23 protein-coding genes and 1 other RNA gene are annotated in these 22039 nt (G+C 56.5%); 17 read left to right on the forward strand and 7 right to left on the reverse strand.

Translation table 11 applies throughout. From position 1 onward, the window contains the following. Positions 1-313: 313 nt before the first annotated feature. The 3 genes from ACW9UQ_RS07615 to ACW9UQ_RS07625 are packed head-to-tail and all read right to left on the reverse strand — an operon-like array spanning position 314 to position 2698. Positions 314-820, reverse strand: a complete 507-nt coding sequence (locus tag ACW9UQ_RS07615) for a hypothetical protein (protein WP_458930413.1) — start codon at positions 818-820, stop codon at positions 314-316. Between the two features lie 52 nt (positions 821-872). Next, positions 873-1919: a patatin-like phospholipase family protein gene (locus ACW9UQ_RS07620; protein WP_458930478.1), complete on the reverse strand. Its 1047-nt coding sequence runs from the start codon at positions 1917-1919 to the stop codon at positions 873-875. Next, entirely contained in the window at positions 1913-2698 is a 786-nt protein-coding gene (locus ACW9UQ_RS07625; RefSeq protein ID WP_458930414.1) for a 3-hydroxybutyrate dehydrogenase, read from the reverse strand. Before ACW9UQ_RS07625 ends, ACW9UQ_RS07620 begins: the two co-directional genes overlap by 7 nt. A 302-nt stretch (positions 2699-3000) precedes the next feature. Here ACW9UQ_RS07625 and ACW9UQ_RS07630 point away from each other — a divergent pair, with 302 nt between their 5' ends. Continuing rightward, entirely contained in the window at positions 3001-4791 is a 1791-nt protein-coding gene (locus ACW9UQ_RS07630; RefSeq protein WP_458930415.1) for an extracellular solute-binding protein, read from the forward strand. 94 nt (positions 4792-4885) lie between these two features. Here ACW9UQ_RS07630 and ssrA read toward each other — a convergent pair. From ssrA to ACW9UQ_RS07650, 4 genes are all read right to left on the reverse strand, one after another. After that, positions 4886-5234, reverse strand: a transfer-messenger RNA (tmRNA) gene (gene ssrA / locus ACW9UQ_RS07635). Next, positions 5235-5996: an ABC transporter permease gene (locus ACW9UQ_RS07640; protein WP_458930416.1), complete on the reverse strand. Its 762-nt coding sequence runs from the start codon at positions 5994-5996 to the stop codon at positions 5235-5237. Further along, complete coding sequence (locus ACW9UQ_RS07645; protein WP_458930417.1) at positions 5993-6919, reverse strand: ABC transporter ATP-binding protein; 927 nt, start codon at positions 6917-6919, stop codon at positions 5993-5995. The genes ACW9UQ_RS07640 and ACW9UQ_RS07645 overlap by 4 nt, the downstream gene beginning before the upstream one ends. Positions 6920-7048: 129 nt before the next feature. Continuing rightward, positions 7049-8293, reverse strand: a complete 1245-nt coding sequence (locus ACW9UQ_RS07650) for a hypothetical protein (RefSeq protein WP_458930418.1) — start codon at positions 8291-8293, stop codon at positions 7049-7051. 882 nt (positions 8294-9175) lie between these two features. Here ACW9UQ_RS07650 and ACW9UQ_RS07655 point away from each other — a divergent pair. The 16 genes from ACW9UQ_RS07655 to nuoG all read left to right on the forward strand — a co-directional run bounded on the left by ACW9UQ_RS07655 (position 9176) and on the right by nuoG (position 22037). Continuing rightward, a complete protein-coding gene (locus ACW9UQ_RS07655) occupies positions 9176-9541 on the forward strand; it encodes an NADH-quinone oxidoreductase subunit A (protein WP_458930419.1) in 366 nt (121 codons plus the stop codon). Then, on the forward strand, positions 9532-10062 hold the full coding sequence (locus ACW9UQ_RS07660; RefSeq protein WP_458930420.1) for a NuoB/complex I 20 kDa subunit family protein: 531 nt from the start codon (positions 9532-9534) through the stop codon (positions 10060-10062). Before ACW9UQ_RS07655 ends, ACW9UQ_RS07660 begins: the two co-directional genes overlap by 10 nt. A 9-nt stretch (positions 10063-10071) precedes the next feature. Then, complete coding sequence (locus ACW9UQ_RS07665; protein WP_458930421.1) at positions 10072-10674, forward strand: NADH-quinone oxidoreductase subunit C; 603 nt, start codon at positions 10072-10074, stop codon at positions 10672-10674. Between the two features lie 9 nt (positions 10675-10683). Then, a complete protein-coding gene (locus ACW9UQ_RS07670; protein WP_458930422.1) occupies positions 10684-11001 on the forward strand; it encodes a TfoX/Sxy family protein in 318 nt (105 codons plus the stop codon). Between the two features lies 1 nt (position 11002). After that, positions 11003-12244: an NADH-quinone oxidoreductase subunit D gene (locus tag ACW9UQ_RS07675; protein WP_458930423.1), complete on the forward strand. Its 1242-nt coding sequence runs from the start codon at positions 11003-11005 to the stop codon at positions 12242-12244. A 101-nt stretch (positions 12245-12345) separates the two neighbouring features. Further along, complete coding sequence (locus tag ACW9UQ_RS07680; RefSeq protein ID WP_458930424.1) at positions 12346-12609, forward strand: hypothetical protein; 264 nt, start codon at positions 12346-12348, stop codon at positions 12607-12609. Position 12610: 1 nt separating this feature from the next. Then, complete coding sequence (locus tag ACW9UQ_RS07685) at positions 12611-13066, forward strand: hypothetical protein (RefSeq protein WP_458930425.1); 456 nt, start codon at positions 12611-12613, stop codon at positions 13064-13066. 389 nt (positions 13067-13455) lie between these two features. Further along, positions 13456-14571: an NADH-quinone oxidoreductase subunit E gene (locus ACW9UQ_RS07690; RefSeq protein WP_458930426.1), complete on the forward strand. Its 1116-nt coding sequence runs from the start codon at positions 13456-13458 to the stop codon at positions 14569-14571. 24 nt (positions 14572-14595) lie between these two features. After that, a complete protein-coding gene (locus tag ACW9UQ_RS07695) occupies positions 14596-15735 on the forward strand; it encodes a hypothetical protein (protein ID WP_458930427.1) in 1140 nt (379 codons plus the stop codon). Between the two features lie 12 nt (positions 15736-15747). Then, on the forward strand, positions 15748-15960 hold the full coding sequence (locus ACW9UQ_RS07700; RefSeq protein ID WP_458930428.1) for a DUF5337 family protein: 213 nt from the start codon (positions 15748-15750) through the stop codon (positions 15958-15960). A 109-nt stretch (positions 15961-16069) separates the two neighbouring features. Beyond that, a complete protein-coding gene (gene nuoF, locus ACW9UQ_RS07705) occupies positions 16070-17365 on the forward strand; it encodes an NADH-quinone oxidoreductase subunit NuoF (protein ID WP_458930429.1) in 1296 nt (431 codons plus the stop codon). A 153-nt stretch (positions 17366-17518) separates the two neighbouring features. Beyond that, positions 17519-18070 carry a hypothetical protein gene (locus ACW9UQ_RS07710; protein WP_458930430.1) on the forward strand — a complete coding sequence of 184 codons (552 nt, stop codon included), beginning with the start codon at positions 17519-17521 and terminating at the stop codon, positions 18068-18070. A gap of 412 nt (positions 18071-18482) precedes the next feature. Further along, positions 18483-18935: a DUF3291 domain-containing protein gene (locus ACW9UQ_RS07715; protein WP_458930431.1), complete on the forward strand. Its 453-nt coding sequence runs from the start codon at positions 18483-18485 to the stop codon at positions 18933-18935. 164 nt (positions 18936-19099) lie between these two features. Then, a complete protein-coding gene (locus ACW9UQ_RS07720) occupies positions 19100-19420 on the forward strand; it encodes a hypothetical protein (protein WP_458930432.1) in 321 nt (106 codons plus the stop codon). 182 nt (positions 19421-19602) lie between these two features. After that, entirely contained in the window at positions 19603-20013 is a 411-nt protein-coding gene (locus ACW9UQ_RS07725; protein WP_458930433.1) for a DUF5333 family protein, read from the forward strand. An 11-nt stretch (positions 20014-20024) separates the two neighbouring features. Next, positions 20025-22037 (forward strand): NADH-quinone oxidoreductase subunit NuoG, encoded by a 2013-nt coding sequence (gene nuoG / locus ACW9UQ_RS07730; protein ID WP_458930434.1) that lies wholly within the window; start codon positions 20025-20027, stop codon positions 22035-22037. Positions 22038-22039: the final 2 nt, after the last annotated feature.

Raw genomic sequence — 22039 nt, forward strand, 5'->3', positions numbered from 1 at the left:
GCACCTTCGAAGCGCTTTTCAAATCCGTTGCACAAACATGCGACCTCTTCCCACCAGACGAGTGCCGAAATCTCTTCAAGGCTGCCGGGTATGTTGCAGATTAAATGGACGGTGCTCTAAAGCGTTTCGAGTTTACCTTGAGACATCGCATAAAATCGAAACGCGTACACCATATAGGCTTATCACTGCGTTTCAGGATAATCTTTTGTCTCAGGTTTATCCCGAAACGCTTTAATGGCGGTCTTTTTCGCTTATGATCGACTTCCATCAGTGTTCTTATTTACTATAAGCTAAAAGCTGAATGTGCAGCGAGCTATTCCCAGTTGCCGGTTTGCCTGTCCCAGCTTTGTCCGGCGTTGGTTCTGACATCATAAAGCCCGTTGCCATAGACATAGGCTACTGTTTCGGGTTTGCATTCCAAATTTGCGACGGGCTGATCGTCTTTTAGGATGTTGATGCCGCCAAAGTGTCGGTTCTCCTGCTGGGATTCTTCTTCTGAAAACGGGCGGTCGAAGCCGCCAAAGACTTCGTAGGCATAGCCATCATTGTAGAACGTCACGCTTTCCCAGATCGCCCTTCCGACGCCGGACCAGGGTTCATAGAGCGCGTCCTGCACCGTTTCGGACAGTGTCAGGTCCGGCGCCCCGCCAACCGGTCCGTAGGCATAGCTGACCGTATAAAGATCAAAGCAAACCGCAACCTCGGTTGGCTTGCCGGAAATTTGGCAGGACATGAACGTGTCCATCTCTTTGGGGCAGTCGGCAAAAGCGGCGGGCGGCCCGAATAAAGCAAGCGCATAGATGACGAACTGATATCTCACGGTTTTCCCCTCGTTCTTGTGGTCCCCGGCCTCTGACCTTGCAGACCAGTGCCTATTGAAACATTGCTTTCAAATCTACCGTGCCACGTTGGCCAATATCTGCCCAGTGCGTTTTGAGGAAGGTATCCATACTTGCCCGACCCGCCGCTTTCAGGCGGTCCAGAAAGGCGCGGTCCGGGCTGAGTTTGGTTGCCACGCCCAGTTGGGTCATCAGCTCATCATCCATGATCGAATGCACCAGAATGTCTTTCATCGTTTGTGCTTTGACCGATCCATCCTCGATCAGGCGATGCACGAAATCAATCGCACGCAATTCGCGTAAAAGCGACGAGTTGAAGCTGATTTCGTTGATCCGGTTGACGATTTCAACCGAGGTACGGGGGATTTCTTCGCGCCGGATGGGGTTGATATGGACGATGACGATGTCGCGCGCTTTGGTGTTATAAAACAGTGGGAAAAGGGCGGGATTGCCCATGTAACCGCCGTCCCAATAAGCTTCGCGTTGGCCGGTCTTGGGGTCCTCAATCTCGATCGCCTGATAGATGGTGGGCAGGCAGGCCGAGGCCAGCAAGGCGTCTTCAGTGATCTCTTCACCAGAAAACACCTTGATCTTGCCGCTGCGCACATTGGTGGCCGAGATAAACAGCTTTGGCCCCTGATCGGCGCATACCTTGTCGAAATCCAGCATCTTGCGCAGCACCTGGCGCAGGGGATGGATGTTCAGCGGATTGAATTGATAGGGCGACAGGACACGGGTCAGGACATCCCCGGCCAGATAGGCGGGGCTCATCTCCATTATCTGGGCGAAAAGGGCGGGGGCAGGCGTGAAGGCAGCCAGCCACGCGGTCAGCCCGTTTTCTGGCAACTTGGCACCCAGGGCGATTTCCTGCCAGAAAGCGGCAAGTTCTGCTTTGGCCCCGTCGCGCCCATCCCGAACCCAACCGGCCTTGAGCGCGGCGGCGTTCATCGCCCCGGCGGAGGTTGCGGTGATGCCCTCAATCTCGATCCGCTCTTCCTCAAGCAGGCGATCCAGCACGCCCCAGGTATAAGCCCCATGCGCGCCGCCGCCCTGCAGGGCCAGGTTGATCGTCTTCACAATGCGGTCCAGCCGCCATCCACCGAGATCGTGGTGCCGGTGATCTGTTCCGCGGCGGGCGAACACAGGAAGGCGACGATGCCGCCGATTTGTTCTGTTGTGGCGAAGGATTTTGACGGTTGACGTTCCAGCAGAACCTCGCGGATGACGGTCTCGCGGTCCATGCCGTATTTCTTCATGGTATCGGGGATCTGCGATTCCACCAGCGGGGTCAGCACATAGCCGGGGCAGATGGCGTTGCAGGTGATCGGCTCTTCGGCGGTTTCCAGACCGACAACCTTTGTCATGCCCACAACGCCGTGTTTGGCCGCGACATAGGCGGATTTATAGGGAGAGGCGGTCAGCCCATGCGCCGAGGCGATGTTGATCACCCGGCCCCAGCCAGATTTGCGCATCCGGGGCAGGGCGGCAGCGGTGGTGTAAAAAGACGAGGACATGTTGATCGCGATGATTGCTTCCCATTTCTCGGGCGGGAATTCGTCGATAGCAGCAACGTGCTGTATGCCTGCGTTATTGACCAGAATATCGATCTGACCCAGCGCCTCAGCTGCCTTGTCGATCAGGGCGCGGCAGTCTTCCCCTTTTGACATGTCGGCCTTGATATAGACAGCCTTGCCGCCGCCGCGCTTGGTGATCTCTGCGGCCAGCGCATGATCTTCGTCCCGGTCGGTGAAAGAGTTCAGGACAACATTGGCGCCGAGTTTGGCCAGTTCTTCCGCGATGCCCAGGCCGATACCTGAATTTGATCCGGTGATAACCGCCGCTTTTCCTTTGATTGACACGCCCCAGTCCTCCTGTTGATCCTTATATAGGCGGAAACTAGTGCAAAATGCTGCGGTAGCGAAGGAGGGATTCGCAGTATGTTCTGCAAACTGCGACAAAGACGGGAAAAGCCAATAAAAAAACGCCCTCACAAGGAGGGCGTTAAGTTATTGAGGCAGGTTTCATACAGGCAAGAAACCTATCGAGCAGTAAGTCCTTTATACGCAAAGAGACTTCGGCGGCCAAGATAAAATTTCAACTTCGCCGACGGGCACGTTAAGCTGGGGTGAAATTCGAGGCAAATCGAGAGGGGGATACCGCGATGAACAGGATCGCAACGCTTGGCGCAACGCTGGCGCTGATCGCAACCAATGCACTGGCTGAGCCGAAACATGGCATTGCTATGTATGGCGAACCGGCCCTACCACCGGATTTTGTGTCCCTACCATATGTCAACCCTGACGCACCCAAGGGTGGTAAGGTCGTCTTCGGTGAAGGTGGTGGGTTTGATTCCATGAACCCGTATATCCGCAAGGGCCGCGCGCCCTGGGGGGTTCGGACGCATGTGGTTGAAAGCCTGATGGGGCGATCCTGGGACGAGTCTTTCACGCTTTACGGGCTTTTGGCCGAATCGATTGAGACCGGGCCGAATCGCGAATGGGTCGAATTTCAGCTTCGGCCGGAGGCGACATTCTCTGATGGGTCGCCGGTGACTGTCGAAGATGTCATCTGGTCATTTGAGACTCTCGCTGAAAAAGGTCATCCACGGTATAGCAATTCATGGGACAAGGTCGAAAAGGCCGAGAAAGTTGGCGAGCGGGGTGTGCGGTTCACCTTTAACGTGGTCGACAATGAACTGCCCCTGATCCTCGGCTTGCGCCCGATCCTGCGCAAGGCCGATTGGGACGGTCGGGACTTTGAAGAAAGCTCGCTGGATCTGGTCACCGGCTCTGGCCCTTATGTAGTCAGCGATTTCGAGCCGGGACGTTATATCGAGTTTCGCCGCAACCCGGATTACTGGGGCAAGGACCTGCCGTTCAATCGCGGGCAGAACAATATAGATGTTCTGCGCTATGACTATTTCAGCGACAACAACGTGATCTTTGAGGCGTTTCGCGCTGGCGAAACCTCGGTCTTTCGGGAGGGCAGCCCGGCACGCTGGGAAACGGAGTACAGTTTTCCAGCAGTGACCGAAGGCCGGATTGTGAAATCCGTTGTGCCGAACCAGCGCCCCTCGGGCATGGAAGGGTTCGTGTTCAACACGCGGCGCGCAATCTTTGCCGACTGGCGGGTGCGAGAGGCTCTGATCAAGGTCTTCGACTTCGAATTCGTCAACAAGACGATCAATGACGGGGTCTATCCGCGTCGCACCAGTTACTTCGCCAACTCGCCGCTGGGTATGTCACATGGACCCGCCGAGGGGCGAGTTCGTGAGCTTCTGGAGCCGTTCGCAGACGATCTGCTGCCGGGCGCGCTGGACGGGTATGACCTGCCGGTCTCCGACGGAGGCACTAACCGCCGCAATATCCGCGCCGCGAAAAAACTGCTGACCGAGGCGGGATGGGAAGTCGATGACAAGGGCGTCCTGCGCAATGCCGATGACGCGCCTTTCGAGTTCGCAATTACCCTGCGTGGCGATGCCGGGGAAGCAAAGGCGAATATGTATGTCGAAATGCTGCAGTCGCTTGGGATTTCCGCCCGGGTAGAACTGATGGACGACGCGCAATACACCGCGCGTCGCGCTGACTATGATTACGACATGATCATCAATCGTTGGGGGCTGTCGCTGAGCCCGGGTAACGAACAGATGCTTTATTGGGGGTCTGATGGCGTGACCACACCGGGGACCCGCAACTATATGGGCATGAACTCTCCTGCGGCCGAGGCGATGGTCCAGACCATGCTGACAGCGGAAGGTCAGAACGAGTTTGTCGCGGCAACCAAAGCGCTGGACCGGATTTTGACCACCGGGCGCTATGTTGTGCCATTCTGGTTCTCGGATGTATCTCTGCTGGCCCATAAGGCTGAGCTAAAATACCCGGCAGAGACGATCCCGGTCTATGGCGACTGGATTGGCTTTCTGCCTGAAGTGTGGTGGATCGAACCGCAATAACGTCAAACCGGGGCGGGCGGTTCATGATCGCCCGCTTCTGGATATTCAGACTCGCAACAGTAACGCTCTGGCACGCTTGGCATAGAAAGAGGGAAGTGCAGGCTTCTGTTGCCAGGTGCCTGCGAACCCCGCCTAAAGCTGCTAGGCCTTAGGGCTTAGATTTCGATGTTCGCACAGCTTACGCTGCGAGAGCCATCGGAGCTTTGTTGTCGTTTGCAACTAGCTTGATTGCGCCGATAACGGTGGCTTCCAGCCGAGCAAAAGCTAACACCTTTAGACGTCCGTCGATCCTGTTTCGGCCCCTAGATCCCCAAACGAAGGATTTTGGTGGAGCCGCCGGGTACCGCCCCCGGGTCCGATCCGCTTATTACGTGCGCGTTTATTGCCATAGTCCCCGAAGGAACGCTTTTTATATAAGGTGGCGGGACGCATCTGAAAAGGGGTCAGGGGCGCAGGCGGTGCCCGGTGCGGAAAATCCACCAGATCACCCCCAGACACATCACCAGAAATCCGGTAATCGCCACCAGGCTGATCCAGACATTGACATCCGATACTTCATAGAAGCTCCAGCGGAAGCCGGAGATCAGATAAAGCACCGGGTTGAAATGCGTCACTGTCTGCCAGAACGGCGGCAACATGGAGACCGAATAGAAGCTTCCGCCCAGAAACACCATGGGCGTAATGATCAGCAATGGAACCAGTTGCAACTGCTCAAAATTATTGGCCAGCAACCCGATGATAAAACCCAGCAACGCGAATGAGATACAGGTCAGAACCAGAAACAGAAGCATCACGACAGGGTGGGCGATCTGCAGATCGACAAACAGCGCGGCCGTCCCCAAAATGATCAGCCCAATCAGAAGCGCCTTTGTCGCCGCCGCCCCGACATAGCCGAGGATAATCTCGAAGAATGAAATGGGGGCGGACAGCAATTCGTAGGTTGTGCCCACGAATTTGGGAAAAAATATGCCGAAGGATCCATTTGCGGTCGCCTGGGTCAGCAGCGACAGCATGATCAGGCCTGGCACGATGAAAGCGCCGTATTCCACACCCTCAATCGTGTCGATGCGGGACCCAATGGCCGAGCCGAAGACAATGAAATAGAGGGAGGTCGACAGCACGGGCGAGATCACGCTTTGCACGAGGGTCCGGAAGGTGCGGGCCATTTCAAACTTATAGATTGCCTTGATCGCGTGAAAATTCATGGGTCTGCCCTCACAAGATCAACAAAAATTTCTTCCAGCGTGCTTTGCTTGGTTGACAGATCGCTTAGCTTCAGGCCCTCGGCGTTCAGGGCTGCCAGAAGGGTGGTGATGCCTGTGCGATCTGCGGCGGTGTCGTAATGATAGATTACGGCCCGGCCATCCTCAGCCAATGTCAGGTCATAGTCTGACAGGGCAGGGGGCAGGGCGGTAACAGGCTCCTGCAGGTGGACGGTAAGGGCCTTTTTACCCAGCTGCCGCATCAATTCATCCTTGGGCTGCACCAGCAACACCTGGCCTGCATTGATTACGCCGACGCGGTCGGCGATGGCCTCCGCCTCTTCTATGTAGTGGGTGGTCAGGATGGTGGTGACGCCGTCCTGCGACAGGCGCTCGACCAGATCCCACATATCCTTGCGCAGTTCCACATCAACGCCGGCAGTGGGTTCGTCCAGGAACAAAACACGGGGCTCATGGCTGAGCGCCTTGGCGATCAGAACGCGGCGTTTCATGCCGCCGGACAGGGCCTTGATCTGACTGTCACGCTTGTCCCAAAGGGACAGGTCGCGCAGGATTTTCTCGATCCGCGCGGGATCAGGGGGCAGACCGAACAGGCCACGGGAAAATGTGACGGTGTTGTTGACCGTCTCAAAATGCTCAAGCATGATTTCCTGCGGCACCAGCCCGATCAGTTTGCGCGCCGCACGGTAGTCGCGCTGAATGTCATGGCCCATGACATGAACACTGCCCGAGGTCGGGCGTGTCAGGCCGCAGATGGTTGAGATCAACGTCGTCTTGCCTGCGCCATTTGGACCCAGCAGGGCCAGAATTTCGCCTTCGCGAATATCTATCGACACGTCCTTAAGCGCAGTGTGCCCGCCGTCATAAACCTTACTGAGAGATGCGACCGAGATGGCAGCTTGCATGAGCGTCCCTATCATTGTTGCCGGCAGGACCATAGGGCGATCACCGGTGGCGGCAACGGCAAAATGGTGCGGGACAGAAAAAAGGCGCGCCGTGGCAGGCGCGCCCTTAAGGTCCGTCAGTGTCGGCTTTCAGCGACCGGACTGACGGACGGCGGGGGCTTTTGCGGCCGTGTAGCTGACCTCTGCGGTCAGTTCAGCAAGGCCAGCAAAACCGGCGGCAGATTGCACGTCGAACGCCACCTCCAATGGCATTTCGGGGGCAACTGCCGCCTCAGTGGTCTTATCGAGGGCTGCGACCACATCGTTCACATTCTCAGTTTTGCGCTCTGTAGATTTGGCACCGCCGGGAACAGGCAAACCGGTCATGCCCAGCGGGTTGAGCGGTGCAGCACGTCGGACTGGTGCCCCGTCCGAGGACGCGCTGATCGTGACCATACCGAGAACCGTGCCATCACCCAACTGTTCGCCCGCAGCAGTCACCAGCGCCCGCTCCTCCACACAATCAGTTTTGGCCGGGTCGGCGGAGTTTTCATCAAGAATACGCAACTCGCCATCGTCAAAAAGCCCATTTTGCTGCGGACTTAAGGGAATATCACCAGTGTCAAACAATGCTTCGTCCAGCCCGCCACCCTGGGCAAAGGTCGGCTCGCGTTCCAGAAACTTGGGGCGCAGCTCTTGCTTGCACTTTTCCGCATGTTGTTCTTGCGATGCGTCAGACGTGCGTCGCGGGCCGCTGGCAACGACATTGTCCGCAGCAACGCGTACTTCCTGTGTTTTTGCGTTCTGAACCGGCTGCTTGTCCCGACGAGCAACACTAATAACCATCAGTGGGCGGTTCTCGGGCGTGGTTTCGACAGGGCTGGCATCAGGCATGTTGATACTGTGACCACCCATGCGCACATCGCTGCTACTGGAATTGGCACTTTGACGACGCTGTGCGGAACCGCTGCCAGACGTTGCGCTTGAATTCCGCGACCTGACCTGCATGCCGCCATATTGCGGCGCGCTTTCGCTGTATCCTATCCTGGACTGCTCTTCAGTGATGTCGTATCCGACGCCCATATCAAGACCAGGGACACTGCTTTCGGTGGTACTGTTTCCCGCAACCTCGGTTTCATCGTCACCTTCACCTTCGTCAGCATCGTCCTCGATCGGCGCATAGCTGGCGGAAATGGTCACTTCGTTCGGTTTTTCTAAGGCCTTCACAACGACCTGGCTGCTGCTGTTTGAGCCGGATCCAATAAGTGCAAGAACGGGCACGGCAAAAAGAACAACGATCGCCGTTGCGACGACCCATTCAGTGCCAGCGGCCCCATCTTCTTCGACAGCTTTTCTGCGAAGCCCTGCCATCGCACGCGCAACATAGCTTACCATAACGCAACCTTTACATTCCCCGACACGCAGGGTGTACTCAACTTTACCCCACATGCTCCCCACCAGTATAATAACAGCGGAGCATGGCCTGTTAATGGCAAACGCAACGATTTGTCTGGTTTTTTACAGGAAAATATACCTATGCTTTTCAGCATCTTGGATGGATTATGGCTTCTATATTCTCGATACTAACAGAGTTTTGTCACACTCCGCCTAAAACACGCCTCAATCCGCCCCCTGACTTTGGTTTGAGGGTTTAAAGAATGCTGGTCGCGTCCCTACGGGATTCGTTTCGCAACAAGGCGCTCTAAACCTCGCCTGTAAATGGGTTCGGACAAAGTGTAATGTCTGGGACATGGGCTAAAACAGTCATTCAGAGATTTCATCGCTCAACCATGAGACCTTTGTCTTTGCTTCAGCCAAAGCACGATCAAAGGTGTCGAAAGATGCCGCCCCATAGTGCCCGATACTGTACCAACCTCTACCATCCTCCGGATCTCTCCGAAACTGATCAAATCCATACGTACCGTCAGGGCGAAGAAAAATATCGACGCAGATTGTTCCACCATCCAAATTCATTGAACGAATAACCTTGTTTGTGTGCGCCATAAGAAACCATCAAATGTGGGTGTGATTAAGTTACTCGGAAACATATAAGCTGCAAAGTTACTTTGGTAGGTCTGGGTTCAATCCTGCCGTTTGCTCCATTCTGGTATGTATCACGGCTTAACAGTTTCAGGCCATAAAAATGGCAATGTTTCTGTCCCATCATCTGGTTGACCTTGGCTGGGCGTGGCGCTAGCAAGGGGCGTGTTTGTCTGGGGTCGCCAGACCGCACTGCGCTCAGGCAGCAATACCGGTGTGACGAAAGGTTTGCCCCCCGTGTCCGATCTTCTCCGCGAATATCTTCCCATTTTGATTTTTCTTGGCCTTGCTATCGCACTTGGCCTTGTTCTGGTGCTGGCGGCCATTGTTGTCGCCGTGCGCAATCCTGATCCTGAGAAAGTGTCGGCCTACGAGTGCGGCTTTAACGCGTTCGATGATGCCCGGATGAAGTTTGACGTGCGCTTTTACCTCGTCTCCATACTGTTCATCATCTTTGACCTTGAGGTCGCGTTTCTGTTCCCCTGGGCGGCCAGCTTGCAGCATGTCGGCGTTTTCGGGTTCTGGTCGATGGTCGTCTTCCTGGGCGTGTTGACCGTTGGATTTGCCTATGAGTGGCGGAAAGGAGCCCTGGAATGGGAGTGATCGCCAATACCGGGGCAGGGGCCGATAAAGAGGCTGCGACGTTGGCCCTGAATGCGGAGTTGCAGGACAAGGGTTTCCTGCTGACCTCCACTGAATCTGTAATCAACTGGGCGCGGACCGGATCGCTGCACTGGATGACCTTCGGTCTGGCCTGTTGCGCGGTTGAGATGATGCATACCTCCATGCCGCGCTATGATTTGGAGCGTTTTGGTACAGCGCCGCGGGCCTCTCCGCGTCAGTCCGATCTAATGATTGTGGCGGGCACGCTGACCAACAAGATGGCCCCGGCGCTGCGCAAGGTGTACGACCAGATGCCTGAGCCGCGCTATGTGATCTCTATGGGGTCGTGCGCTAATGGCGGCGGCTACTATCACTATAGTTACAGCGTGGTGCGCGGCTGCGATCGGATTGTGCCGGTGGATATCTATGTCCCGGGATGCCCGCCGACTGCTGAGGCGCTGCTTTACGGCATTCTGCAGCTGCAGCGCAAAATGCGCCGCACCGGCACCATCGTTAGGTAAGGGGGCAGCATGTCAGAAGTTCTGCAAGAGCTGGCCGGAACGCTGGAACTGCGCCAGTCCAATGCGATTATTGAGGTGGGTGTAGAGCGCGACGAGCTGGTGGCTGTTGTGTCACCTGCTAACGTGGCGGAGTTTGTCTCGTTTCTGAAGGCTGACGGCAATTGTCAGTTCACTACGCTGATCGACATCACGGCTGTCGATTATCCCGCCCGGGAAAAGCGGTTCGAGGTGGTCTATCACTTCCTGTCGATGACCCAGAACCAGCGTATCCGTGTGAAACTGTCGGTGCGGGACGGGGAGCTTGTGCCCTCCATCACCTCAGTGTTCCCGGCGGCTGATTGGTATGAGCGCGAAGTGTTTGACATGTATGGCGTCATGTTCTCGGGCCATCCGGATTTGCGCCGCATTCTGACCGATTACGGCTTTCAGGGGCATCCGCTGCGCAAGGACTTCCCGACCACTGGCTATGTCGAGGTTCGCTACGATGAGGCTGAAAAACGCGTGATTTATGAACCGGTGGACCTGGTCCAGGATTACCGCCAGTTCGATTTCATGAGCCCTTGGGAAGGGGCAGAGTATATTCTGCCCGGTGATGAGAAAAAAGCGACCTAGGAATTCTTTATGACCAGTTTGGCGGAACAGGCATATGTAAAACTGATCGACCGCTATGGCGGTTTTGACGCAATTGTTGCTGGGCAGATGTTTGGGAAGTCATGTTTGAAAGTTGGTGGCAAGGCGTTCGCCGCGCTTCAAGGGGATTTTTTGGTCTTCAAACTAACCGGAGATATGCAGGCGAAAGCTCTGTCCGAAGACGGGGCATGCCTTTGGGGCCCATCTGGTGCGGGTCGCCCGATGAAAGAATGGGTCGCAGTTCCGGCGGACGGATTGCATGATTTTTCCGAGTACTCGGAAGCTGCTTTGAACTATGTGAAAGGCTGAGATGATGGCAGGTGACATCCAGCGCGGCAAGTATGATGACTGCTCGTTTGGCAGAGAGGCTAGCGAACGCCGCATCCGCAATTTTAACATCAACTTTGGCCCGCAACACCCTGCAGCACATGGCGTTTTGCGGATGGTTCTTGAGTTGGATGGCGAGATTGTGGAACGGTGCGATCCGCATATTGGCCTGTTGCATCGCGGCACCGAAAAGCTGATGGAAAGCCGCACCTATCTGCAGAATCTGCCCTATTTTGATAGGCTCGACTATGTAGCGCCAATGAACCAGGAACACGCATGGTGTCTGGCGATTGAGCGCCTGACCGGCACTGAGGTTCCGCGTAGGGCCAGCCTCATCCGGGTGCTCTACAGTGAAATCGGTCGTATCCTGAACCATCTGCTGAACATCACGACGCAAGCCCTGGATGTCGGTGCACTGACCCCGCCGCTTTGGGGGTTTGAGGAACGCGAAAAGCTGATGGTGTTCTATGAGCGTGCCTGCGGGGCGCGTCTGCATGCGGCTTACTTCCGCCCAGGCGGGGTGCATCAGGACCTGCCACCAGACCTGATCGAGGATATTGCGAAATGGTGCGAAGAGTTCCCGGCAGCCTTGGATGACATCGACGGCCTGCTTACGGAAAACCGCATCTTCAAGCAGCGCAATGTCGATATTGGCATTGTAACCCGTCAGGATGCGCTTGACTACGGGTTTTCCGGCGTGATGGTCCGTGGCTCTGGCATGGCCTGGGATTTGCGTCGCGCGCAGCCCTATGAATGCTATGACGAGTTCGATTTCCAGATCCCCATCGGCAATAATGGCGACTGCTATGATCGGTATCTGTGCCGTATGCTCGAGATGCGTGAAAGCCTGAAGATCATCTTGCAGTGTATTGATAAGCTTTCCGAAACCGAAGGCCAGGACGTACTGGCGCGCGGCAAGCTAACGCCCCCGACCCGGGCGAATATGAAAACCTCGATGGAAGCGCTGATCCATCACTTCAAGCTTTATACCGAAGGGTTCCATGTCCCTGCGGGTGAGATTTACGCAGCAGTCGAGGCGCCGAAGGGCGAATTTGGCGTTTATCTGGTCGCTGACGGAACCAACCGCCCCTACAAGGCCAAGTTGCGGGCACCCGGTTATCCGCATCTGGCGGCGATGGACCATCTATCGCGCGGCCACCAACTGGCGGACGTATCCGCCGTGCTTGGCTCGCTGGATATCGTGTTCGGTGAGGTTGACCGTTGATGTTGCTTGTGGCGTTTGGCCTTGCTTTTTCAGGCTATATTGTTCCGCAGGAACAGCTGGCCTTTGCAATCGCAGCCGTACTTTTCTGAGAAGGGGTAGAGATGAAGAAGATATTGATCGCACTGGCTTGTTTCAGTGCCAGCACTGTAAGCGCTGAAACGAACGAGCGGGAAGAGCTTTTCCTGAAGCTTGTTGTTGAGAACGGCTGTACGATGACGGAGGATCAGGCGGACGAAATTCTGCCGAAACACGACTTCACCACGTATGAAGTCGGACCGATGGTTGAGGCTTTGATCGAAAGCGGTCGCGCTTTGCTTGATGAAGACGAAAAACATCTCAAATTACTAACCGAGGACTGCAACTGACATGAAATATCTCTTCGCAATTCCAGCACTTCTGCTGGGCACCGCTGCAACCGCACAGGATGCTGATCTGAATACCGTTGTCACGGAGTCGATCGGCTATTTTAACCTTGCCCCGGGCCTCGTGGTTATCGAAGGCAACGAAAATCAGCCAAACCGTGTTTGCCAGATTTCCGTATCTGACGAAGCGTTTGCAGCTGGAGGTGCAGGCGCGTCCTACGACTGTTTCACGCTGAGTGAGACGGGCAATGACACGCTGTCAGACTATATCGATGCCTCGGTCGGGTACTTCTCTGTGCGTCCGGGCGTCTTTGTTGTCGAAGGTGAAGAAGGCTCTGTGATCTGCCAGTTGGAAGTTTCGGACGACTATATGGCGGCGCACAAGATCAACAACGTACAGGCTCAGGCAGACAACCTACCCAGCGCCGTATGTATGGGCTTGAGCGAGATTAAGGGCTAAGCCAGAAAGAAAGCATGATCAGGCATGGGCCAGATTCAAACCTCAAGGACACCGGCAACAGGGGCGGACGTGCCAGCGGGCGCGTTGCTTTTCCCTCCGGATGACTTGTGGGCTGGCCCATGGCTTGCAATCGCACCTATAATCCGGTCCATGCCCACTACAAAGGCGCCGTTAACCATCCACAGTGTGATTGTGCCGACTGGCAGGACCAGAACCATGCGCCATCCAGCATTGTTCGGCCCGAGATGGAAGATTTCGGTGATAGTGTTGAAACTCTGGCATGTCCCCTGATCGCCCCCCAGCACCAGCGAACCGGGCTCCGGAGATTTTTCTGGTCTATCCCGGCAACCCGCTTAAGCATACGCAAAAATACCCAAAGGACTAGCAACATGCTTCGCCGCCTATACTCAGAGCAGCCTGAAAGCTTCGAATTCACCCCGGGAAACCTGGTCTGGGCAAAGGCGCAGATTGCCAAATACCCCGAGGGACGGCAGGCGAGTGCGGTCATCCCACTGTTGTGGCGTGCGCAGGAACAGGAAGGCTGGGTCACCAAGCCTGCGATTGAATATGTCGCTGATATGCTGGGCATGGCGCGTATTCGGGTGATGGAAGTCGCCTCATTTTACTTCATGTTTCAACTTCAACCCGTTGGATCTGTCGCTAATATCCAGATTTGCGGAACCACGTCCTGCATGATTTGCGGTGCCGAGGATCTGGTGGGCGTGTGCAAGGATAAGATCGCTCCAGCCCCGCACCAGGTCTCTGCAGATGGAAAGTTCAGCTGGGAAGAGGTGGAATGCCTCGGGGCCTGTGCGAACGCGCCCATGGCTCAGATCGGTAAGGATTATTACGAAGACCTGACTGCCGAAAAGCTGGCAGATATCATTGATCAGCTTTCACATGGCGAAGTGCCGCTTCCTGGACCGCAAAATGGTCGTTTCTCGTCAGAAGCCGCAGGTGGACGGACAACACTTGTCGACGGCGTGGTGGCAGAACAGGCTAATGCCTCTGTCGATCTGGCCCAAAAGATGGGGGATACTGTTGCCCGCATAACGGATGGCGAGATTTCTGCGCCGATGCGGATTGCCGGTAGCTCAAAGAAAGCAGAGGGGACGCCAAAGGCGAAGCCAGTTAAGGCTGAACCGAAAGTGGTTTCCAACGAAGATAAGGAAGAAACCGTATCGCGCGCCCAACCGGCGCCGGATGCTCAAAAAGTTATTCCGTCGGCGCCAAAGGCGAATGAGACGGCAGCAACATCCCCAGCAGTACGCCCGGAGGGCCTGTCTGAGGCACGCGATGGCACGCCGGACGATCTTAAGAAAATACGTGGTGTAGGACCAAAGCTTGAAAAGCTGCTACACTCACTGGGCTTTTTCCATTTCGATCAGGTTGCAAACTGGACCAAGGCGGAAATCACATGGGTGGACGACAATCTTGAAGGGTTCAAAGGCCGCGTGACCCGCGACGAATGGGTTAGTCAGGCCAGGGAGTTCGCAAAGAAGTAACCCCAACTGAGGGAGGGTGACACTATGAACGGACTAATGGGATTGCTAGGAAATTGCCGCGTGATGTGTTGGATCGTGTCCGCACTGTTCGGGATACTAGCGCTTGTGTTTTTCAATGTGACCCTGGGCTGGCATTTCCTGCTGGCGCTGCTTTTGGGGGTTTTGGCGGCTGGGGCTGCCGCGTATTTTCTGCCGACCTGGTTCTGCACAGCAGACGCGACAGCGGCACCCCTGGCTGGATCAGCTTCTGCATTGCAGGGTGATACTGCCGATGACGTAAAGACCTCGGATAAAAGCGACGCGCCCACCGATGCTGGTAAGGGCGCCGCGTCTGATGATGTCGCCGATAGTGCTTCAAAAACCAATACGTCCGAAGATGAGGTCGCAAGGGATGAAATTGGCAACGATGACACGGCTGCAAGTGCCAGCCAGACATCTGAACCCTCCGAACCCTCCGCCGATGAGGGCGTCGACGAGGCCCCGACTGAAGATCAGCCGGTAGCCTCTGAAACCCAAGATGATCAGGCCGAAAGTGATGCGCTGTCCGTGGAAGATGAGACGGATCAGGTCAGTGCCGCTTCAGTTGACGCTTCGACCGCAGCAGATGACAAAGACGCATCCGCCGTTGTCAGCACCGGTACCTTGCTGCCTGGTGAGGAGGATATTGCCCATCGCAAGGGCGAGTGGCGCTACGAAGGCAAAGCTTCGGAAGGCGAGGCTGCATCATCAGATGCAGCCACCACCGACGCGTCTGGCGCTTCCTCGGACAGCGCAGCAGACAAAGCGCAGGATCCGGCGGACGAAACGACCGCTGAAAGTGATGACCACGACATTCCTGATCTCGACAATGACGGTGTGCTTGAAGGCCGTAATGAGGGTGAAAAACCTGAGACTCTGTCTGCAGCCCGCGATGGAAAGCCTGACAACCTCAAGGAAATCAAGGGTGTTGGTCCGAAGATGGAGCGTATGCTGAACGAGCTGGGCTTTTACCATTTCGATCAGATCGCGAAATGGACCGATCAACAGGTCGCCTGGGTCGATGCCAATCTCGAAGGCTTCAAGGGCCGGGTCAGCCGCGATGAGTGGGTCGCGCAGGCTAAAATTCTGGCCACAGGTGCGGAGACGGATTTCTCCAAGCGCGTTGATAGGGGTGACGTTTACTGATGCAGAGGGCGCATGGCACAACGCAAGACTGACCCGGACCGGGCTCAGGTCAAGCAACTGGCCATTGTTGTCATTGCAGCAATGGTGATTTGGATGGCAGGATCATTCCTGGGTGGCAAGCTCGGCCTGCATCCAAGCTATGCCATCCTGTTGGATCTGCTTGTGCTGGCTGCGTTTCTGTGGGCCATTATCGTTGGTATTCGGTTGTGGAGGCGGCAACCATGAAAGCCAGTGTACTGATAAAGCCCTTAGAAACCTTAGATGACAATATTTGGGTTGTCTGCCGTGCTGCTTTTTGTGAAAACCCTCTGGCCCGTTCTGAAAGGTGCCAATGATGCTGAATGACAGTGACCGTATTTTCACCAACCTCTACGGGATGCATGACCGCAGCCTTAAGGGCGCCCAGAAGCGTGGGCATTGGGACGGCACGGCAGATATCATCAAGCTGGGCCGCGATGAGATTATCGAACGGATGAAGGCCTCGGGCCTGCGCGGGCGTGGCGGTGCTGGGTTTCCGACCGGGTTGAAATGGTCGTTCATGCCCAAGGAAAGCGACGGGCGCCCGGCCTATCTGGTAATCAATGCCGACGAGTCCGAACCGGCCACCTGCAAAGACCGCGAGATCATGCGCCACGACCCGCATACCCTGATCGAGGGGGCGTTGATTGCCTCGTTCGCGATGGGAGCGCATGCCTGCTATATATACTTGCGCGGCGAATATATCCGCGAGCGCGAGGCGCTGCAGGCGGCGATTGACGAGTGCTATGATGCGGGTCTGCTGGGTGGCAACGCCGCGAAATCCGGTTGGGATTTCGACCTTTATCTGCATCACGGGGCAGGGGCGTATATCTGCGGTGAGGAAACCGCGCTGCTCGAAAGCCTTGAGGGCCGCAAGGGAATGCCGCGCCTGAAGCCGCCGTTTCCCGCGGGTGTTGGCCTGTATGGTTGCCCGACCACGGTGAACAATGTCGAATCCATTGCCGTTGTGCCCACCATCCTGCGCCGCGGGGCCGACTGGTTCGCCAGCTTTGGCCGTCCCAACAATGCCGGAACCAAGCTGTTTGCCCTAACCGGTCATGTCAACACCCCATGTGTCTTCGAAGATGCGATGAGCCTGCCGGTGCGGGAGTTGATCGAAAAACATGGCGGCGGTATTCGCGGCGGCTGGGATAACCTAAAGGCGATTATCCCCGGCGGTGCATCCTGCCCGGTTCTGCCCAAGGACGCGCTGGAAGACGCGATCATGGATTTCGACTGGATGCGGGAAAACAAATCCTCTTTCGGGACCGGCTGCATGATCGTGATGGATCAGTCCACCGATGTGGTCAAAGCGATCTGGCGGTTGAGCGCATTCTTCAAGCATGAAAGCTGCGGCCAGTGCACGCCCTGCCGCGAAGGCACCGGCTGGATGATGCGGGTGATGCAGCGGCTGGTCACCGGCGACGCCGAGATCGAGGAAATCGACATGCTGCTGGACGTCACCAAACAGGTCGAAGGTCACACCATCTGCGCCCTGGGCGATGCTGCGGCCTGGCCCATCCAGGGCCTGATCCGCCATTTCCGCGAAGAGATCGAGGACCGGATCAAGGCCAAGAAAACCGGGCGGATGAGCGCCGTTGCGGCGGAATAGGCTTGGCAGAAAATAGCTGAACCATGGGCGTGCCGCGGCCGTCTGATGGGGGCCTATAAAAATACTGCCGGATAATGAACTCCGTCGTACTCTTTTCGACTGATATACAGTCACAACCCGTATGATCCTTTTACACCAACGGATTAGAGTATAATGGAAAACACAAGCACTGATCACAGCAGCCTAAAGCACCTGCGCATTCCTTGTAGTTTGATCGTCGCGGCATTGACGCTGTCCTGCGCGCAGCCTGTCGCTGAATATGTCGGCCCGCAGCAGTTTGCGGACTTCAGGGCGGACGCGCCAGATTACATATTTGTGCATGGAGGGCCATATGATGGAGCTGCCTGGGGGCAGGAGGTAAGCTTCCTCGTAACGCCTGATGACCGTGTTCAATGTGTGTTTATTTTTGAAGGCCATGTTTGGCTGCCAGGTGGCGAACTTAGTGATCCGGATGTGCAAGATATTGATGCGTATGACGAGATTGTTGCAGGGGCGTATCAGAATTTCGAGCGCGCGATTGGTCCGCCTTCCAATTCGGGCGCTGCACCAATGGGCGCGCATACTGCCAACTATCTGGTAGAGATATCAAAAGGCGGCGTGAAAAGCTGGCGCGCCATAGGTATCGGAGAAGGCGACGGCAAAGCCTTTGATAGCCTAGATAACGCAATGCATGCCAAGCGGCATGAATGCTGGGCGTTTGGATAGCACGAGAAGGACGCAGCTTTTTGTCTTTTGGAGCGAGGGCGCGATGTTTCTATATGTGCTGGTTCTGTTGATCTGGGGTCTGTCCTTGGCTGCATTGAACCGCTTGCGTAAGCGCCTGGGTCTAAGCGGTGTTTGGTGGGTAACTATTTGTCCACCTGTCGTTGTCCCGGCGACACTTACGTGGATCACGGCGCCGATCACAATCACGCAAACGTCGCCAATCCTACAATGGACCTTTGTACTATCGTTTCTGTTTTCATATTGCGTGGCAGTAGCAGCTATTGCTTTTGGCGACTGGCCTGCGCGAAACACCTTTGATGTCTTTGAGTAAGACATATGGCGTGATCGCCGTCCCTGGCAGTGTTTACGCCCAACCATTTTGTTCTGGGTTGAGGTGGGGTATGCCGACCCCATGACCCACCAAATGCACCTAGCTGAATTCAATCTCGGCATTCTGAAATATGATTGGGACGATCCGCGTGTTGCGGATTTCGTCAATAATCTCGACCGGGTGAATGCCATTGCCCATCGCTCGCCGGGGTTTGTCTGGCAATTGCCACCGGATCAGATGGAGACTGGGCAACTGGGCGATGAAGGGCATCCGCGTATGGCGTCGTCGCTTTCGGTCTGGGAAGATGTGGACAGCCTGAAGCATTTTGTCTGGAACACAGTGCATAAGAAATTCTATGACCGGCGGGCCGAATGGTATGATGCCACAGATGCGATACGGCTGGTCTTCTGGTGGGTGGAGCCGGGACATCAGCCCGGTTTTTCCGAAGGAATGCAACGCTTTCGCCTGCTTCGGGACAACGGGCCGACGGAGGCCGCGTTTGACTGGAACTGGTTGGATCAGAACAGAGCTTAGCACCGTTGCCGCCTGTGGCCTTGCGGCAACGTCAGCCCTCGGCGGGCAGGGGGCGGCGTGGTAAGGTTGCATTTGCGCCCTTGGACCGGAATGTTATTCTGGCCCCGGAAAGGGCGGCCTTTGTAACGATTCCCCACTGCGCAGCCGATGAGGCCTGACACCATATGCGAACTGACGATACCGATACCCAGGCGGACAGCCGCAAGAACCGTTCCACACTTTTGATCATCATCGTTTTGGCGATTTCCTCGGCCGCGGCCTTCTGGAGTGTGAAACATGCCGTGCCGGGTGCCGAGGGCGACGGCCGATTTGCCTTCTGGATCGGCGCACCGGTGGCGGTTATCTCGTTCTTTCTGCTATTGCGCGCTGTGGTTGAGATGCTGGTGGAGCCGCAGATTCGAACCAAGCGTGTGGCCGCCTACGGCATCGTGATTGTTAGCTTTATGTTCATGGGCTTCTGGTTTTGGCAGTATTTGAAGTCCTGACCCTGCAGACAGACACATCTTTTGACCGGAAAAACCCGCGCAAAGTCGGCGATTTGCACTGGCATTGCGCGGTCAGAACGGGTTAGACACAACTGCAGCAGAATGGGGGCTGGCCGATGGCCCGCGCAAGCCACCCCGAAGGCCCGGTCTCCGCGATCAGGCACCAGAAACGGGAGAGCCGCATGAACATGCCGATATGCTTTGTCCGGATAGGGATGCTGGGACTGCTGTCCTGTCTGCCCGCTTGCTCCAGAGAGCCGGAAAGAGACGTGCCTGAAGCGTTTTATCAGGCCGCTGTCGCCATGGGTGTTGCCCAGAAGATTGCCTCCAATTGCGATAATCTGGAGTTTTCCAGCGAGGCCAGCACGGAATTGCTGGCAGATGCCAAGGTGCAGATGCTGTCGGCTGGTTTGTCCGAAGAGGATATAATTGGGATCAGCGAAGATCTGTCCACCGATCGTCTGGGTGCAGATATCGCGGCCTTTGCGCAGAACAATAATCTGGACAATGAAAAGCCCGAAACCTTCTGCACCGCCGGTAAGGCCGAGATCAAGGCCGAGAGCAATATCGGCAAATTACTGAAAGACGCCTGAGGGTTCCCTGCATGAGCGATTTGCGCACCATCATCATCGACGGCGTAGAGGTCGAGGTCGACCCGCGTCTGACCTTGCTACAGGCTTGTGAGGTCGTCGGCACCGAAATCCCAAGGTTCTGCTATCACGAACGCCTGTCGATTGCCGGAAATTGCCGCATGTGTCTGGTTGAGGTTGTCGGCGGTCCGCCGAAACCTGCCGCCTCCTGCGCGATGCAGGTCAAGGATCTGCGCCCGGGACCCGAAGGTCAGCCGCCCGAGATCAAGACCAAAAGCCCGATGGTCAAGAAAGCCCGTGAGGGCGTCATGGAATTTCTGCTGATCAACCACCCGCTGGATTGCCCGATCTGCGATCAGGGCGGCGAATGCGATCTGCAGGATCAGGCGATGGCCTATGGCGTGGATTTCTCGCGTTACCGCGAACCCAAGCGCGCCGCTATTGATCCCGACCTGGGGCCGCTGGTGGGCACCTGCATGACCCGCTGTATTTCCTGCACGCGCTGTGTGCGTTTCGTGACCGAGGTCGCAGGCGTGCCCGAGATGGGTCAGACCGGCCGCGGTGAAGATAGCGAAATCACCAGCTATCTGGGCAAGATGCTGACCAGCGAATTGCAGGGCAATGTGATTGACCTGTGCCCGGTTGGGGCGCTGACCTCCAAGCCTTATGCGTTTACCGCGCGGCCCTGGGAGTTGACCAAGACCGAAAGTATCGACGCAATGGACGCGCTTGGCTCCAACATCCGTGTGGATGCCAAGGGCCCTGAGGTGATGCGGATCATGCCGCGTAATCATGATGGTGTGAATGAGGAATGGCTGGCGGATCGCAGCCGTTTCATCTGGGATGGGCTGAAAAGCCAGCGTCTTGATCGCCCTTATGTACGCAAGGACGGCAAGTTGCAGGCCGCCACTTGGGGGGAGGCTTTCACCGCGATTGCCGTCGCTGTGGATGGCAAGTCCGTTGCCGGGATTGCCGGACCGCTGGCCTCGGTCGAGGCGATGTATGCGCTGAAGTCGTTGGTAGAGGCAAAGGGCGGGATTACCGAATGCCGCACGGATGGGGCAAAGCTGCCCATCGGCAACCGCTCGGCCTATGTCGGCACCGCCAAGATCGAGGATATCGACGACGCAGAGCTGATCCAGTTGGTCGGCACCAACCCGCGCAATGAAGCACCTGTTCTGAACGCCCGCCTGCGCAAGGCCTGGCTGAAGGGCGCGCAGATCGGGCTGGTCGGGCAATCGGTTGATCTGACCTATGACGTTGCGCATGTCGGCGCGACCGGTGCTGATCTGGCCAAGCTGCTTGAGCATAAATTCTCCAAGGTACTAGAGGTTCCGTCCATGGTCATCGTGGGGCAGGGTGCCCTGACTGGTGAGGATGGCGCGGCGGTGCTGGGCACGGCTATGAAGCTGGCCGAAGATACCAAAGGTGGTTTCCTTGTGCTGCATACGGCCGCCAGCCGCGTTGGCGGCATGGATATCGGTTTCGCCAATGATGGCGGGATCGAGTCGGCTTTGGGCGCAGATGTGATCTTTAACCTCGGTGAGGATGAGATTGATATCCCCGCAGGCCCCTTTGTGATCTATCAGGGCAGCCATGGGGACCGGGGCGCGCATCGCGCCGATGTCATCCTGCCGGCTGCTACCTATACCGAAGAAAGCGGCATTTTCGTCAACACCGAAGGCCGTCCGCAAATGGCCAATCGCGCAGGCTTCCCGCCGGGTTTGGCCAAGGAAAACTGGGCCATTCTGCGCGCGCTGTCGGCCGAATTGGGGGCAACGCTGCCATACGATGCGCTTGATGTGCTGCGGCGAGAGCTGTTCGCGAAGCACCCGCATCTGGCTCAGCTGGGTATGGTGCCGGAAAATAACTGGCAACCGGTTGAGGCTGGTACGCCCGGCGATGCTGCATTTACCGCCGCCCTTGGCGACCACTACCAGACTAACCCGATTGCTCGGGCCTCGAAAACTATGGCCGAGATGTCGCGTCTGGCGGCAGAGCGCGGTCAGGCCCTGGCGGCGGAGTAAGC

Source organism: Halovulum sp. GXIMD14793, from assembly GCF_054457435.1.